Origin of the sequence: Mycobacterium sp. IS-3022, assembly GCF_001500065.1 — a bacterium.
Classification (GTDB): domain Bacteria; phylum Actinomycetota; class Actinomycetes; order Mycobacteriales; family Mycobacteriaceae; genus Mycobacterium.
In genome coordinates this window covers 1-13885 of the sequence record NZ_LQIN01000023.1, presented here as the reverse complement: position 1 = coordinate 13885, position 13885 = coordinate 1, and the positions used below count along the sequence as shown (strand labels likewise).

The following is a 13885-nucleotide window of genomic DNA, read 5'->3' as shown; positions in this document are numbered from 1 at the left end:
GCCCGGTTTAGCCTCCACAGGGTCTGGTTAGACCTGGTCCATGACCTCACGCGCAGCTGCAAGATCCACTCTGACCGCTCTGGCGCCCGGCTTGGCGGTGGCCTCGCTGTTGGCCGCCTGCGGTGGTGATGACACCTCCGGCGAGGAGACCACCACCACGACGACCACCACGACGACTTCGCCGACCACAACTGTGACTGTCGAGACGGAAACCGTCGTGCCGCCCGAGACCACCACCCCATACCCGCCGCCGCCGGCCACCACCACCGAAGGTGACGGCACAATCGAGATCCCCGTGCCCGACATCCCGTCGCCGCCCGCGATCCCCTCTCCCCCGCCGATTCCGTCACCGCCGCCGATCCCGGGCGTCGGATAGCCGTCACTCATCGGGCGCCGCTCGGTGCCCAGATCAGCGTTAGGGAAGGCGCCAGTCGACCGGGTCGGCGCCCAACTTCTCGAGCAGTTCGTTGGCCCGGCTGAACGGCCGCGAGCCGAAGAAGCCGCGCGTCGCCGACAGCGGCGACGGGTGCGGCGACTCGATCGCGACGCAGTCGGCGCCGTCGAGCATCGGTTTCAACGTCGAGGCATCACGGCCCCACAGCACCGCGACCAACGGCTGCTTGCGTGCGACCAGCGCGCGGATGGCGCACTCGGTGACGGCTTCCCAGCCCTTACCCCGGTGCGACGCCGGACTGCCCGGTCGGACCGTGAGCACCCTGTTCAACAGCATCACCCCGCGCTCGGCCCACGGTGTCAGGTCACCGGTGGTCGGCGCCGGGTATTCCAGGTCACTGGTGTACTCCCGGAAGATGTTCTCCAGACTGCGCGGCAGCGGTCGCACGTCGGGCGCCACCGAGAAGCTGAGGCCGACGGCGTGACCGGGCGTCGGGTAAGGGTCCTGGCCGACGATCAACACCCGCACGTCGTCCATCGGGAACGTGAACGCGCGCAACACGTTTCGACCAGCCGGCAGATACGCGTGGCCCGCGGCGAGTTCGGCGCGCAGGAATTCCCCGATCTGCGCGACCTGGTCGGCCACCGGCGCCAGGGCCTTGGCCCAGCCGTCGTCGACGAGCTCGTGCAGCGGCCGCGCGGTCACGTGAGTCCCTGGATCAGCGTCACGATTGGCACCCTAGCTAGTGGAACGACTGCCAGCCCGGATTGCCCTTCCACACCGCGCCGTCGACGAGGACCCGATGCGGGCCGTCGAGCACCTGCCCGATCACCCGCCAGCCATCGGGTGGCGGACCGCTGAACGTCGCAACCAACGCATGGTCCTCGCCACCGCCCAACACCCAGGCCCACGGATCGGCGTCGAGCTCATCGGCGGCATCGGCGAGCGCAGCCAGGTCAGCGGACAACGCGGCCGTCGACAGGTCCATCCCGACGCCGGACGCCTCGGCGATGTGGCCGAGATCGGCCAACAACCCGTCGGACACGTCGGTCATCGCGGTGGCGCCCCCGTCGGCGGCGACGCGGCCCTGTCCGTACGGCGGCTCAGGGGCGACGTGACGCCGACGCAGATCCTCGAACCGCTCAATACCGTTGCGCCACAGATTGAATCCCGCGACCGAACGACCGACGTCGCCGACCAGCGCCACGGTGTCGCCTGGCTTCGCCCCGCTGCGACGCACCGGCTCTCGGCCGTCCAGGTCGCCGAGCACCGTCACCGAGATCACCCATTGCGGCGCGCTGACCAGGTCTCCGCCAGCGATACCCGCGCCGATCGACTCGGCCTCCTGCCACATGCCGTCGGCCAGCTGCAGCGCCTGCGCCGCCGGCGTGTCCGGAGGCGCGCCGAACGCGACGACGAACGCGCTCGCACGCGCCCCCATCGCCTCGATGTCGGCGGCGTTCTGCGCGATCGACTTGCGTCCGACATCGTGCGGCGTCGACCAATCCAGCCGAAAGTGGCGGCCGGCTACCAGCATGTCGGTGGACACCACCGTCCTCCCGTCGCGCGCGAACAACACCGCCGCGTCGTCACCGGGTCCCAACGCGACGGCGCCCGGCTGCCGGCGACCCGCGACCAGCCGCTGGATCACCGCGAACTCACCCACCTGCGCCAGGGTTTCAGCCGCATCGTCGGTCGCCATGTTCATCTCCCGTCGCGGCCGCACCGTGGCCTGGAGTCTATGCGTCTTTAGAGTTGAGCCGTGCAATCCGAAAGCGGTGACGGCCCGCCGCGGGCGCTGCTGATCGCGGCGACCGTGGTGGCGGTCGCGGCTGTTGTGGCGGTCCTGGTGGTCGCGGTGCTGCGGCAGGATCCGGTGCAGCAGCAACCCGTTCCGGTGGCGGCGGTGCCCGCACCACAGGCCTCGAGCGCCGAATGCTCCGAACTGAGCGCCGCATTGCCGGACAAACTCGGCGACGCCTCCCGCGCGGCACTGGCCGACCCCGCACCACCCGGCGCGGCGGCGTGGCGCTCCGACGGCGGAGGTGAGCCGATCATCCTGCGTTGCGGACTGGACCGACCCGCCGAATTCGTTGTGGGGGCGCCACTGCAGGGCGTGGACGACGTGCAGTGGTTCCGGGTCGGTGAAGCGGGCGCCGAAGATCTGAGCGCCGAGCAGCAACGCAGCACGTGGTACGCCGTCGACCGCGGCGTGTACGTGGCGTTGACCCTTCCGCAGGGCGCGGGCCCGACGGCGATCCAGCAGCTTTCCGCCGTCATCGAAAAGACGTTGCCCGCCAAGCCGGTTGATCCGGCCCCGGTGCGTTGATTCAGCGCAGGCCGGTACCTCGCTTGAGCGCGGTGTCCACCATGGTGGCCAACAGGGTCGGATAGTCCACGCCGCTGGCCGCCCACATCCGCGGATACATCGAGATCGTGGTGAACCCCGGCATGGTGTTCACTTCGTTGATCACCGGCCCGTCCTCGGTGAGGAAGAAGTCGACGCGGGCCAGACCCTGGCAGTCGATCGCATCGAAAGCTTGAATCGCCAGCCGGCGCACCGCGTCGGCGACGTCGTCATCGACCTTGGCGGGCACGTCGAGTTCGGCGGCGTCTTCGAGGTACTTCGTCGCGAAGTCGTAGAAGCCGTCCTCGCGCCCGCGCACGCCGGCGACGCGGACCTCGCCGACCGTGCTCGCCTCCACGCGGCCGTCGGGAAACTCGAGCACTCCGCATTCCAGTTCACGGCCCGGCACCGCGGCTTCGACGATCACCTTCGGGTCGTGGCGGCGGGCCGCCTCGACGGCCAGCGGCAGCTGATCCCATGCCGTGACCCGACTGACCCCGATCGACGATCCGCCGCGCGCGGGCTTGACAAAAACGGGCAGGCCGAGGCGCTCGCGTGCCTCCACGCTCAGCGTGTCCCGGCCGGGCCGCAGCACCTCCTGGTCTCCGATCGGCAACCCGGCGGCGGCCAGCAGCTTCTTGGTGAACTCCTTGTCCATGGCCGCAGCGCTGGCCAGCACCCCGGCCCCGACATACGGCACGCCGGCGAGCTCGAGCAACCCCTGGATGGTGCCGTCCTCGCCGTACGGGCCGTGCAGCACGGGGAACACCACGTCGACCGCGGCGAGCAGCTCACCCGGGCCCTGACCGAGCGAGAGTAACTGGCCACGCCGCCGCGGGTCGGCGGCCAGCGCCAGCTCGGTGCCCGACGCGGCGGTCACCTGCGGCAGCCGGCCATTGTCGATCGCGAGGGTGTCGGGCTGGGCGTTGGTCAGTATCCAAGCACCCTCGGGAGTGATGCCGACCGCGACGACGTCGAACCGCTCCGGATCGAGGTTGCGCAGGATGCTGCCTGCGGAGACGCAGGAGATCGCGTGTTCGGAGCTGCGTCCGCCGTAGACGACGGCGACCCGGACGCGCCCCGAGCCGGAGTCATGGCGGGCAGTCACAACCTAGAGACGCTACCGTCCGGCCCGGCCGCGAGTCGTCCCGGTTTCGGGCGGGTCGCCTTTTCAGCCCAGTGCCTGCTCGATGTCGGCGATCAGGTCGTCGGTGTCCTCGATTCCGAGCGAGATACGGGCGAAACCGTCGTTGACCTGGTCGCCCCAGCGCGCGCGGCGGTCCACCGATGTGTGGATACCGCCGAAACTCGTCGACGCGATCAGCAGCGCGCTGCGCTCGACGAGGGCGTGCACGGCCTCCGCGTCGGCCAGCTCGACGGCGACCAGACCGCCGAACCTCTTCATCTGCGCACACGCGATGCGATGCGACGGGTCGTCGGGCAGGCCGGGATAGCGCACCGCCCGTACGGCGGGGTGCGCGTGCAGCGTCACGGCGAGGGCGGCCGCGTTGTGGCACTGGCGTTCGAATCGAAGCCCCGCGGTGCCGAGGCTGCGCAACAGCAACCACGCCTCGAACGCCCCGAGGATGGCGCCCGACAGCAGCCGTTCATTCGCCACCGCGGTCATCAGCTCGGAGTGGCTGCTCGCGACATAACCGGCCAGCAGGTCGCTGTGGCCCGGCAGCGCCTTGGTCGCGCTGGCCACGACGACATCGGCGCCCAGCGAAAGCGGCTGCTGGCCCAGCGGAGTGGCGGTGGTGTTGTCGACGATGAGGATGGCGCCCCGGCGACGGCACTGCATCGCCAACTGGTGCAGATCCACCACGTCCAACCCCGGATTGGCCGGGCTCTCGGCCAGCACCACGTCTGCCTCCGCCGAGGCGGAACCCATGTCGCGGGTGGCCGCTGTAATGATGGTCACACCCTGCGCGGCAAGGTATTCCGAAGCGTACCGTCGCACCTGGTGATAACCGTCCGCGGGTACGACGAGCCTGCTGCCCGGCTTGGCCAGTACCCGCAAGACCGACGAGATGGCAGCCATCCCCGATCCGAACGCCAACGCCGCCGCGGCGCCCTCGAGTTGGGCCAGCGCCGATTCCAGCTGGCGCCATGTCGGATTCGAACTGCGACCGTAGGTGTCCAGCGGGTCGTCCTGCTCGGACGACAGGTGGAAGGCGGACGCCGGAACCGGCGACGGTCCCACGGGTTGTCCTGGAATCGCTTCTGAGGCAACTGCTTTGACGCTGCGAGTGGATTCGCCGTACTGACCGTCCACCGACTACTCCGGTTTGGTGGTGCGTCCGAGCAACAGCGCGACGGCCTCATCGACCGACAACCCCTTGTGGCACACCCGGAAAACAGCGTCGGTGAGCGGCATCTCGACGTCATAGCTGTTGGCCAAGGCGAGCACGGACTCACACGATGCGACACCTTCGGCGACATGACCGCCGGTCGCGAGCATCGCCGACTCCATCGTCCCGCCTCGGCCGAGCCGCTCACCGAAGCTGCGGTTGCGGGAATGCGCTGAGGTACACGTGGCGATCAAATCGCCGACCCCGGCCAGCCCGGCGAGTGTGGCGGGCTTGGCGCCCAATGCAATTCCGAGCCGCATGATTTCGGCCAACCCGCGTGTGATGATGGCGGCCGCGGTGTTCTCCCCCAGCCCCACGCCCGCCGCCATGCCGCTCGCCAGCGCGATGACGTTCTTGCATGCGCCGCCCACCTCGGCGCCGATGACGTCGGCGTTGGTGTAGGGCCGGAAGTACGCCGTCGAGAGCGCCCTCTGCAGGGCGACCGCCCGCCCGGAGTCGCTGCAGGCGACAACGGTGGCCGCCGGTTGTTCCTCGACGATCTCGCTCGCGAGATTGGGGCCGGTCACCACGGCGACCCGCGCCGGGTCGGCGCCGGTGACCTGGACGATCACCTGGCTCATCCTCATCAGGGTGTCGAGTTCGATGCCCTTGGCGACACTGACCATGGTGACGTCATCGCCGATCAGACCCGCCCAGCGCTCGAGATTGCCCCGCAATGTCTGGGCGGGCACCGCGAGCAGCACCGTGCAGGCTCCGTCCAGCGCTTCGGCCGCATCGCTGGTGGCTTTGATGGTCTTCGGCAAGTCCGCATCCCCGAGATACGACGAGTTGCGATGGGTGTCGTTGATCTCGTCGGCCAACTCGGGCCGGCGGGCCCAGAGCCTCACCTCGCTGCCCGCATCGGCAAGGACCTTGGCCAGTGCGCTCCCCCACGCACCGGCGCCCAACACCGCTGCCTCGACCACGCCTAAGCCTAACCCGGGTCGGCGTGCTGGCAGGATGACGCACATGAGCGGGTCACCGGAAGGCGACATCGGGTTGGTGATCGCGGTGAAACGACTCGCCGCCGCCAAGACCCGGCTGGCCCCGGTCTTTCCAGCACCCAGTCGGGAGAAGGTGGTGCTGGCGATGCTGATCGACACGATCACGGCCGCCTCGGCGGTCCCGGCGTTGCATGCCATCACCGTTGTCACGCCCGACCACACCGCTGCCGAGGCCGCCGGCCGGCTCGGGGCCAGGGTGCTCATCGACCCGACGCCCGAGGGCCATCCCGACCCGCTCAACAACGCGATCTCCGCCGCCGAAGCCGAGGTGCGTCGCGAAACCCCCAATGTCGTTGTGCTGCAGGGCGATTTGCCTGCGCTGCAGCCACACGAGTTGGCCGCGGCCGTGGCGGCCGCCCGTGAACACCGGCGCAGCTTCGTCGGCGACCGGCACGGCACCGGCACATCGGCCCTGTTCTCGTTCGGCGTCGCCCTGAACCCACAGTTCGGCGCAGACTCCACTCGGCGCCATCGCCGTTCCGGCGCCATCGAGTTGACCGGCGCGTGGCCGGGACTGCGCTGTGACATCGACACACCCGACGACCTGCTGGTCGCGCGCCGTCTCGGAGTCGGTGCGGCGACGGCGGCGGCCATCGGTGCGCCGGGGTGAGCGGATGCGCCGGCGGTGGCACGATCACCGATGTATAGGGAATCATCTGAGGCATGACGGAAGCCGAGACCCAGGTTCGTGGTAGCGACAACGAGTCGATGGCCGCGACCGTACGGCCCGTCATGCCGGACTCAGGTGATTCGGCGCCCGAGGCACCGCCCGCGGCCACCTCGCCCGCGATCGAGAACGAGCTTCCCGAAGACCGCTATCTCAACCGTGAACTGAGTTGGCTGGATTTCAACGCCCGGGTGTTGGCGCTCGCCGCCGACCCGTCGCTGCCGCTGCTGGAGCGGGCCAAGTTCCTTGCGATCTTCGCGTCCAATCTCGACGAGTTCTATATGGTCCGGGTCGCGGGGTTGAAGCGGCGCGACGAGATGGGGCTGTCGGTACGCTCCGCCGACGGGCTCTCGCCACGTGAGCAATTACGTCGCATCAACGAACGCACCCAGCACCTCGCCGACCGGCACGCTCATGTGTTCCTCGACTCGGTACGGCCTGCGCTGGCCGACGAGGGCATCGTGATCGTCACGTGGGCCGAACTCGACGAACCCGAACGCGCGCGGCTGTCCACCTACTTCCACGAGCAGGTGTTTCCCGTGCTGACTCCGCTCGCGGTGGATCCGGCGCACCCGTTTCCGTTCGTCAGCGGGCTGAGCCTGAACCTGGCGATCACCGTCAAGCATCCCGACGACGGCGGTCAGCACTTCGCCCGGATCAAGGTGCCCGACAACGTCGACCGCTTCGTCGAACTCTCGCCCCGCGAAGGTGATTCGCAGATCGTGCGGTTCCTGCCGATGGAGGAATTCATCGCGGCGTTCCTGCCCGTTCTCTTCCCCGGCCTGGAGATCGTCGAGCACCATGCGTTCCGCATCACGCGCAATGCGGATTTCGAGGTGGAAGAGGACCGCGACGAAGACCTGCTGCAGGCGCTCGAACGCGAATTGGCTCGCCGCCGGTTCGGTTCTCCCGTCCGGTTGGAAGTCTCCGATGACATGACCGAGAGCATGCTCGAGTTGCTGCTGCGCGAGCTCGATGTCGCGCCGGGCGACGTCATCGAGGTTCCCGGCCTCCTCGACCTGTCCTCGCTGTGGCAGATCTACGATCTCGATCGACCGGCGCTCAAGGACCGACCGTTCGTGCCCGCCACCCCGCCGGCGTTCGGCGAACGCGAGACGCCGAAGAGCATCTTCTCCACGTTGCGCGACGGGGATGTGCTCGTTCACCACCCGTACGACTCGTTCTCCACCACGGTGCAACGGTTCATCGAGCAGGCCGCCGCCGATCCCAACGTGCTGGCGATCAAACAGACGCTCTACCGCACATCGGGTGACTCGCCAATCGTCAACGCGCTCATCGACGCTGCCGCCGCGGGTAAGCAGGTGGTCGCGCTCGTCGAGATCAAGGCCCGCTTCGACGAGCAGGCCAACATCAAGTGGGCCCGTGCGCTGGAGCGCGCGGGTGTGCACGTGGTGTACGGGCTCATCGGCCTCAAGACCCACTGCAAGACGTGTCTGGTGGTCCGTCGGGAGGGCTCGTTGATCCGCCGCTACTGCCATATCGGTACCGGCAACTACAACCCGAAAACCGCACGGTTGTACGAAGACATCGGCCTGTTGACGGCCGCGCCCGACATCGGTGCGGACCTCACCGACCTGTTCAACTCGTTGACGGGCTACTCGCGCAAGGATTCCTACCGCAACCTGTTGGTGGCACCACAGGGTGTCCGCAGGGGCATCATCGAACGTATCGAACGAGAGATCGCCGCCACCCGCGACGGCGCCGAGGGTCGGATCAGGCTGAAGGCCAACGCATTGGTGGATGAGCAGGTCATCGATGCGCTGTACCGAGCCTCGCAGGCCGGTGTGCGCGTAGAGGTGGTGGTGCGGGGCATCTGCGCGCTGCGCCCCCAGGCGGAGGGATACTCCGACAACATCGTGGTCCGCTCGATTCTCGGCCGGTTCCTCGAACACTCACGAATCATTCACTTCCGCGCCATCGACGAGTTCTGGATCGGCAGCGCGGACATGATGCATCGTAATCTCGACCGGCGGGTCGAGGTGATGGCCGAAGTGAAGGATCCGAGGCTGAAAACACAACTGCACGACGTCTTCGAGTCGGCGATGGACCCGGCGACCCGGTGTTGGGAGCTGGGCATGGACGGTAAGTGGACGGCGTCACCGCAGGAGGGCCAGACCGTTCGCGACCATCAGGTGTCGTTGATGCACCGCCACCGGCAACCGTGACCGCCACGATTCACCCGGCGTCCGTCGCGGCGGACCGGTGACATCCGGAATGATCTGCAGGAGCTGAGGTGCCGAAGGACACATCCGAGAGCGACGCTGCGGCGAAGACCATCCTCGCCGCCGGGGCCGTGTTGTGGCGGCCCAACGGAAATCCCGATGCGCCGGAGATCGCCCTCATCCACCGCCCCCGCTACGACGACTGGTCGCTGCCGAAAGGCAAAGTCGATCCCGGCGAGACCGAACCCGTCACCGCGATTCGCGAGGTGTGCGAGGAGACCGGATACACCGCACAACTCGGTCGCCGGCTGGCATCGGTGAGCTATTCCGTCGAGCAGGGCAAGAAGAAGGTGCGCTACTGGGCGGCGCGCCAGGTCCACGGCGATTTCCGCCCGAACGACGAAGTCGACGAGCTCAAGTGGCTGCCCGTTCCCGCGGCGATCAAGCAACTGGACTATCCACACGACCGAAAGGTCTTGCGCCGCTTCATGAAACACCCCGTCGACACCAAGACGGTGCTCATCGTGCGCCACGCGACGGCCGGCAGCAAGTCACGCTTCAAAGGTGACGACCGCAAACGGCCGTTGGACAAGAACGGCCGCGCGCAGGCGGAGTCGCTGGTGGGAGTGCTGCTCGCATTCGGCGCTGACCATCTGTACGCAGCCGACAGGGTGCGCTGCGTGTCGACGCTGGAACCGTTGGCCGACGAACTCGGCGCCACGATCCACAGCGATGAACTGCTGACCGAGGAAGCCTACGCCGAGAACCGCAAGGCGGCCCGGCATCGTTTCCTCGAGATCGCCGACACCGCGGGCACACCGGTGATCTGCACTCAGGGCAAGGTGATCCCCGATCTGGTCGAGTGGTGGTGCGAGCGTGACGGTGTACGGCCCGACAAGTCCCGCAACCGCAAAGGCAGCACATGGGTGATGTCGCTGTACGACGGACGGTTGGTGGCGGCGGACCACATCGGCAGCCCGTTGGCGCGAAAGTGAGACCACCCGGGGCGATGAATCCAACTTCGGGCCGCAACACGCCCGAAATGATTGAGCCGAAGATGTTTTAAGCCAAAACGCGCCCAAAGGCGCCGTGGGTCGCGATGACCCACGGCGCCTCCGGTGTGGAACTACTTGCGGCCGCGCTTCGCCGGCGCCTTGCGGGCCGGCGCCTTCTTCGCGGTCTTCTTGGCAGCCGTCCGCTTGGTCGCGGCCTTCTTGGCCGGTGCCTTCTTCGCGGTGGACTTCTTGGCGGGCGACTTCTTGGCCGCGGTCTTCTTGGCCGTCGTCCGTTTGGTCGCGGCCTTCTTGGCGGGCGACTTCTTGGCCGCGGTCTTCTTGGCCGCTGTCCGTTTGGTCGCCGCCTTCTTGGCCGGTGCCTTCTTCGCCGCGCTCTTCTTGGCCGGAGCCTTCTTCGCGGCCTTGCGGGCGCTTCCCGCCGTAACGCCTCTCTTCACTGCTGGTCCTTCCGCCGGGAGGCGCTGCGCCCCAGAGACAACGGCTTTGAACTGTGCGCCGGGTCGGAATGCCGGCACGGAGGTGGGCTTGACCCTCACGGTCTCGCCGGTGCGCGGGTTACGCGCGACGCGTGCTGCGCGGCGGCGCTGTTCGAAAACGCCGAAGCCGGTAATGGTGACACTGTCACCCTTGTGAACCGCACGCACGATGGTGTCAACGACGTTCTCCACCGCGGCGGTTGCCGACCGACGATCCGAGCCCATTTTCTCCGTGAGTACGTCGATGAGCTCTGCTTTGTTCATGCATAACCTCCGGAAACCAGTGGCCCTCTTTGGACCGACTAGAGGACACGGTAAACCCATTCCCCATTGATTTCCAAGAGCCACGCGCAGTTTCAGGCGAAGCTAGCGAACTTTCTTGCCCCCCTTGGCCTCCTGAGAGGCCCCCGAAGAACCGGGTTCAGGGGCGGAGATTTCGATTTGCCGATGGCGTTTTCAGCCGGGCAGAGTGCGCGGCTTCCAGCCCGGCCTGGCTGCTTCGTACGCCTCGATCTCTTCGCATTTCCGCAGCGTAAGCCCTATATCGTCGAGTCCCTCGAGAAGTCGCCAGGCCGTGTAGTCGTCAATTCTGAACGGCACCATGACCGTTCCAGCGGTGATGTTCCGATCTTGAAGATTCACAGTGATTTCCAGGCCAGGCTGCTGCTCGATGAGCTTCCATAAAATTTCGACATCATCTTGCGAGATTTCTGCCGCCAGCAGCCCGGCCTTGCCTGCATTGCCCCGAAAAATGTCGGCGAAGCGTGACGAGATGACGACCCGGAACCCGTAATCCATGAGTGCCCACACGGCATGCTCGCGCGACGAACCGGTGCCGAAATCGGGGCCGGCGACCAACACCGATCCCTTGTCGAACGGCGGCAGGTTCAAAACGAAGGACGGGTCGTTACGCCAGGCGGCGAACAAGCCGTCCTCGAAACCCGTTCGCGTGACTCGTTTCAGATAGACCGCCGGGATGATCTGGTCGGTGTCGACATTCGACCGACGCAGTGGGACGCCTATCCCGGTGTGGGTGTGGAAAGCCTCCATCGCTTCTCCTTCTAATCGGTCAGGTCTGCGGGCGAGGACAGCGTTCCGCGGACCGCGGTGGCGGCTGCGACCGCGGGCGACACCAGATGCGTACGGCCGCCCTTACCTTGCCTGCCCTCGAAATTTCGGTTGGAGGTCGACGCGCAGCGTTGGCCCGGCGACAACTGATCGGGGTTCATGCCCAAGCACATCGAGCAGCCCGCCTGGCGCCACTCCGCGCCGGCCGCGTCGAAGACCTCGCCGAGGCCTTCGGATTCGGCCTGCGCGCGCACGCGCATGGATCCCGGCACGACCAGCATGCGCACGCCGTCGGCAACCTTGCGCCCACGCAGCACGTCGGCGACGACCCGCAGGTCTTCGATCCGGCCGTTGGTGCACGAGCCGACGAACACGGTGTCGACGGCGATGTCACGCATCGCCGTTCCGGGCCGAAGGTCCATGTAGGTCAACGCCTTTTCGGCCGCTTGGCGTTCGCCGTCGTCGAGCATCAGTTCGGGGTCGGGCACCGAAGCGGACAACGGCACCCCTTGCCCGGGGTTGGTTCCCCAGGTGACGAAGGGACTCAATGTCGAGGCGTCGATGTAGACCTCGGTGTCGAATTCCGCGCCGTCGTCGGTGCGCAGCCCGCGCCATGCGGCGACCGCCTCGTCCCACTGCGCACCTTGCGGCGCGTGCGGGCGTCCGCGCAGGAATTCGAAAGTGGTGTCGTCGGGCGCCACCATTCCGGCCCGCGCACCGGCCTCGATGCTCATGTTGCAGATCGTCATGCGACCTTCCATCGACAGCGATTCGATGGCGCTGCCGCGGTATTCGATGACATGCCCCTGGCCGCCGCCGGTGCCGATCTTGGCGATCACCGCGAGGATGATGTCCTTCGCGCTGACCCCGTCGGGTAATTCGCCGTCGACGTTGACCGCCATGGTTCGGAACGGACGCAACGGCAGCGTCTGTGTGGCGAGCACATGCTCGACCTCAGAAGTGCCGATGCCCATCGCCAGCGCGCCGAACGCGCCGTGGGTGGAGGTGTGGCTGTCCCCGCAGACGACCGTCATGCCGGGCTGCGTGAGACCGAGCTGCGGTCCGATGATGTGCACGATGCCCTGTTCGGCGTCGCCCATGGGGTGCAGCCGGATACCGAACTCTTCGCAGTTGCGCCGCAGCGTCTCCACTTGTGTCCGCGACACCGGGTCGGCGATCGGCTTGTCGATGTCGACCGTCGGCACGTTGTGGTCTTCGGTGGCGATCGTCAGATCCGGCCTGCGCACCGGACGCCCGGCCAACCGCAGCCCGTCGAACGCCTGCGGGCTGGTCACCTCGTGCACGAGATGCAGGTCGATGTAGATCAGGTCAGGTTCCCGCGCTGCACCATCACCGGCCCCTTCGACGACGACATGGTCGGCCCACACCTTTTCGGCCATGGTCCGGGGCTTGTCGACGGGCACACGAGGAGCGTTGGACACACCGGTGGACATCGTGGCTATCTCACAATCTGGGACGTTAGTATCTCCTTATGAGACAGGATAGCGGCATCGGCGTGTTGGACAAAGCCGTCGGCGTACTGCATGCGGTGGCCGAGTCCCCGTGCGGGCTGGCAGAACTGTGTGAACGCACCGGACTGCCGCGCGCCACGGCGCACCGGCTGGCCGCGGGACTGGAGACTCACCGCCTGCTCACACGCAACGGCGATGGGCGATGGCGGCTCGGACCGGCCGTGACCGAATTGGCCGGGCAGGTCAACGATCCGCTCGTGGCCGCGGGCGCAGTGGTGCTGCCCCGGCTGCGCGAGATCACCGGCGAGAGCGTCCAGCTCTACCGCCCGGAAGGGACCTCACGAATCTGTGTGGCCGCGCTGGAACCGCCTGCCGGGCTGCGCGATACCGTGCCGGTCGGCAGCCGGCTGCCGATGACCGCGGGCTCGGGCGCAAAGGTGCTGCTGGCGTACGCCGACGAGGCCACTCAGCAGGCCGTGCTACCGACGGCGAAGTTCACCGATCGCACGCTCGCGGAGGTGCGCAAGCGCGGCTGGGCCCAGAGCGCCGCCGAACGCGAACCCGGTGTGGCGAGCATCTCGGCGCCGGTGCGCGACGGTCGCGGCACGGTGGTCGCCGCGGTATCGGTATCCGGCCCCATCGACCGGATGGGTCGCAGGCCGGGTGCGCGATGGGCCGCCGACCTGCTCGCGGCTGCGGACGCGTTGACGCGCCGACTCTAGAAGTAATGCGTGATTTCGGTGCTCCAACAGTCGCTCACCGAATCACCAGGGCACCGAATTCCCACAAAATGTACCCCCGATGGTGTTGTGCGTCAGGACATAGGAATGGGGTGTGTCAAGACATCGGAATAGCGTGACGGTGGTGACGGTCAGTGGATGTCGAAGGCTCGCCTGGTCATCACCGC

The 13885-nt window shown here is 67.5% G+C and carries 14 protein-coding genes; 5 read left to right on the top strand and 9 right to left on the bottom strand.

What is annotated here, in order from left to right; all coding sequences use genetic code 11:
- Nucleotides 1-27 precede the first annotated feature (27 nt).
- Genes AU188_RS14345 through AU188_RS14335 form a run of 3 tightly spaced genes read right to left on the bottom strand, consistent with a single transcriptional unit; the run spans nucleotide 28 to nucleotide 2096 of the window.
- A complete protein-coding gene (locus AU188_RS14345; protein ID WP_059164375.1) occupies nucleotides 28-387 on the bottom strand; it encodes a hypothetical protein in 360 nt (119 codons plus the stop codon).
- Nucleotides 388-415: 28 nt separating this feature from the next.
- On the bottom strand, nucleotides 416-1099 hold the full coding sequence (locus AU188_RS14340; RefSeq protein WP_059164374.1) for a uracil-DNA glycosylase: 684 nt from the start codon (nucleotides 1097-1099) through the stop codon (nucleotides 416-418).
- Nucleotides 1100-1136: 37 nt separating this feature from the next.
- Complete coding sequence (locus AU188_RS14335) at nucleotides 1137-2096, bottom strand: thiamine-phosphate kinase (RefSeq protein WP_059164736.1); 960 nt, start codon at nucleotides 2094-2096, stop codon at nucleotides 1137-1139.
- Nucleotides 2097-2156: 60 nt separating this feature from the next.
- On the opposite strand from AU188_RS14335, the gene AU188_RS14330 reads away from it, so the two are divergent.
- The gene (locus tag AU188_RS14330) at nucleotides 2157-2723 is read left to right on the top strand and encodes a DUF3515 domain-containing protein (RefSeq protein WP_059164373.1); all 567 of its coding nucleotides are present in this window, start codon (nucleotides 2157-2159) and stop codon (nucleotides 2721-2723) included.
- A 1-nt stretch (nucleotide 2724) separates the two neighbouring features.
- Here the strand turns inward: AU188_RS14330 and AU188_RS14325 are convergent, their stop codons facing one another.
- From AU188_RS14325 to AU188_RS14315, 3 genes are all read right to left on the bottom strand, one after another.
- Nucleotides 2725-3849 carry a D-alanine--D-alanine ligase family protein gene (locus AU188_RS14325; RefSeq protein WP_059164372.1) on the bottom strand — a complete coding sequence of 375 codons (1125 nt, stop codon included), beginning with the start codon at nucleotides 3847-3849 and terminating at the stop codon, nucleotides 2725-2727.
- 63 nt (nucleotides 3850-3912) lie between these two features.
- Nucleotides 3913-5016, bottom strand: coding sequence for a cystathionine gamma-lyase (locus AU188_RS14320; protein WP_059164371.1), 1104 nt, complete (start codon nucleotides 5014-5016; stop codon nucleotides 3913-3915).
- Nucleotides 5017-5019: 3 nt separating this feature from the next.
- Nucleotides 5020-6063, bottom strand: coding sequence for an NAD(P)H-dependent glycerol-3-phosphate dehydrogenase (locus AU188_RS14315; RefSeq protein ID WP_156426695.1), 1044 nt, complete (start codon nucleotides 6061-6063; stop codon nucleotides 5020-5022).
- Here AU188_RS14315 and cofC point away from each other — a divergent pair.
- The 3 genes from cofC to mutT1 all read left to right on the top strand — a co-directional run bounded on the left by cofC (nucleotide 6062) and on the right by mutT1 (nucleotide 9941).
- Nucleotides 6062-6706 carry a 2-phospho-L-lactate guanylyltransferase gene (gene cofC / locus AU188_RS14310; protein ID WP_059164735.1) on the top strand — a complete coding sequence of 215 codons (645 nt, stop codon included), beginning with the start codon at nucleotides 6062-6064 and terminating at the stop codon, nucleotides 6704-6706. The genes AU188_RS14315 and cofC overlap by 2 nt on opposite strands.
- A gap of 98 nt (nucleotides 6707-6804) precedes the next feature.
- Nucleotides 6805-8949 carry an RNA degradosome polyphosphate kinase gene (locus AU188_RS14305; protein ID WP_286137516.1) on the top strand — a complete coding sequence of 715 codons (2145 nt, stop codon included), beginning with the start codon at nucleotides 6805-6807 and terminating at the stop codon, nucleotides 8947-8949.
- Between the two features lie 68 nt (nucleotides 8950-9017).
- Nucleotides 9018-9941, top strand: a complete 924-nt coding sequence (mutT1, locus tag AU188_RS14300; protein WP_059164368.1) for an 8-oxo-(d)GTP phosphatase MutT1 — start codon at nucleotides 9018-9020, stop codon at nucleotides 9939-9941.
- A gap of 131 nt (nucleotides 9942-10072) precedes the next feature.
- On the opposite strand, the gene AU188_RS14295 is transcribed toward mutT1, so the two are convergent.
- From AU188_RS14295 to leuC, 3 genes are all read right to left on the bottom strand, one after another.
- Entirely contained in the window at nucleotides 10073-10702 is a 630-nt protein-coding gene (locus AU188_RS14295) for an HU family DNA-binding protein (RefSeq protein ID WP_059164367.1), read from the bottom strand.
- Between the two features lie 192 nt (nucleotides 10703-10894).
- Nucleotides 10895-11488 carry a 3-isopropylmalate dehydratase small subunit gene (gene leuD, locus AU188_RS14290; RefSeq protein ID WP_059164366.1) on the bottom strand — a complete coding sequence of 198 codons (594 nt, stop codon included), beginning with the start codon at nucleotides 11486-11488 and terminating at the stop codon, nucleotides 10895-10897.
- Between the two features lie 11 nt (nucleotides 11489-11499).
- The gene (gene leuC / locus AU188_RS14285) at nucleotides 11500-12960 is read right to left on the bottom strand and encodes a 3-isopropylmalate dehydratase large subunit (protein ID WP_059164365.1); all 1461 of its coding nucleotides are present in this window, start codon (nucleotides 12958-12960) and stop codon (nucleotides 11500-11502) included.
- 38 nt (nucleotides 12961-12998) lie between these two features.
- Between leuC and AU188_RS14280 the strand changes: the two genes are divergently transcribed.
- Entirely contained in the window at nucleotides 12999-13700 is a 702-nt protein-coding gene (locus tag AU188_RS14280; RefSeq protein WP_059164364.1) for an IclR family transcriptional regulator, read from the top strand.
- Nucleotides 13701-13885: the final 185 nt, after the last annotated feature.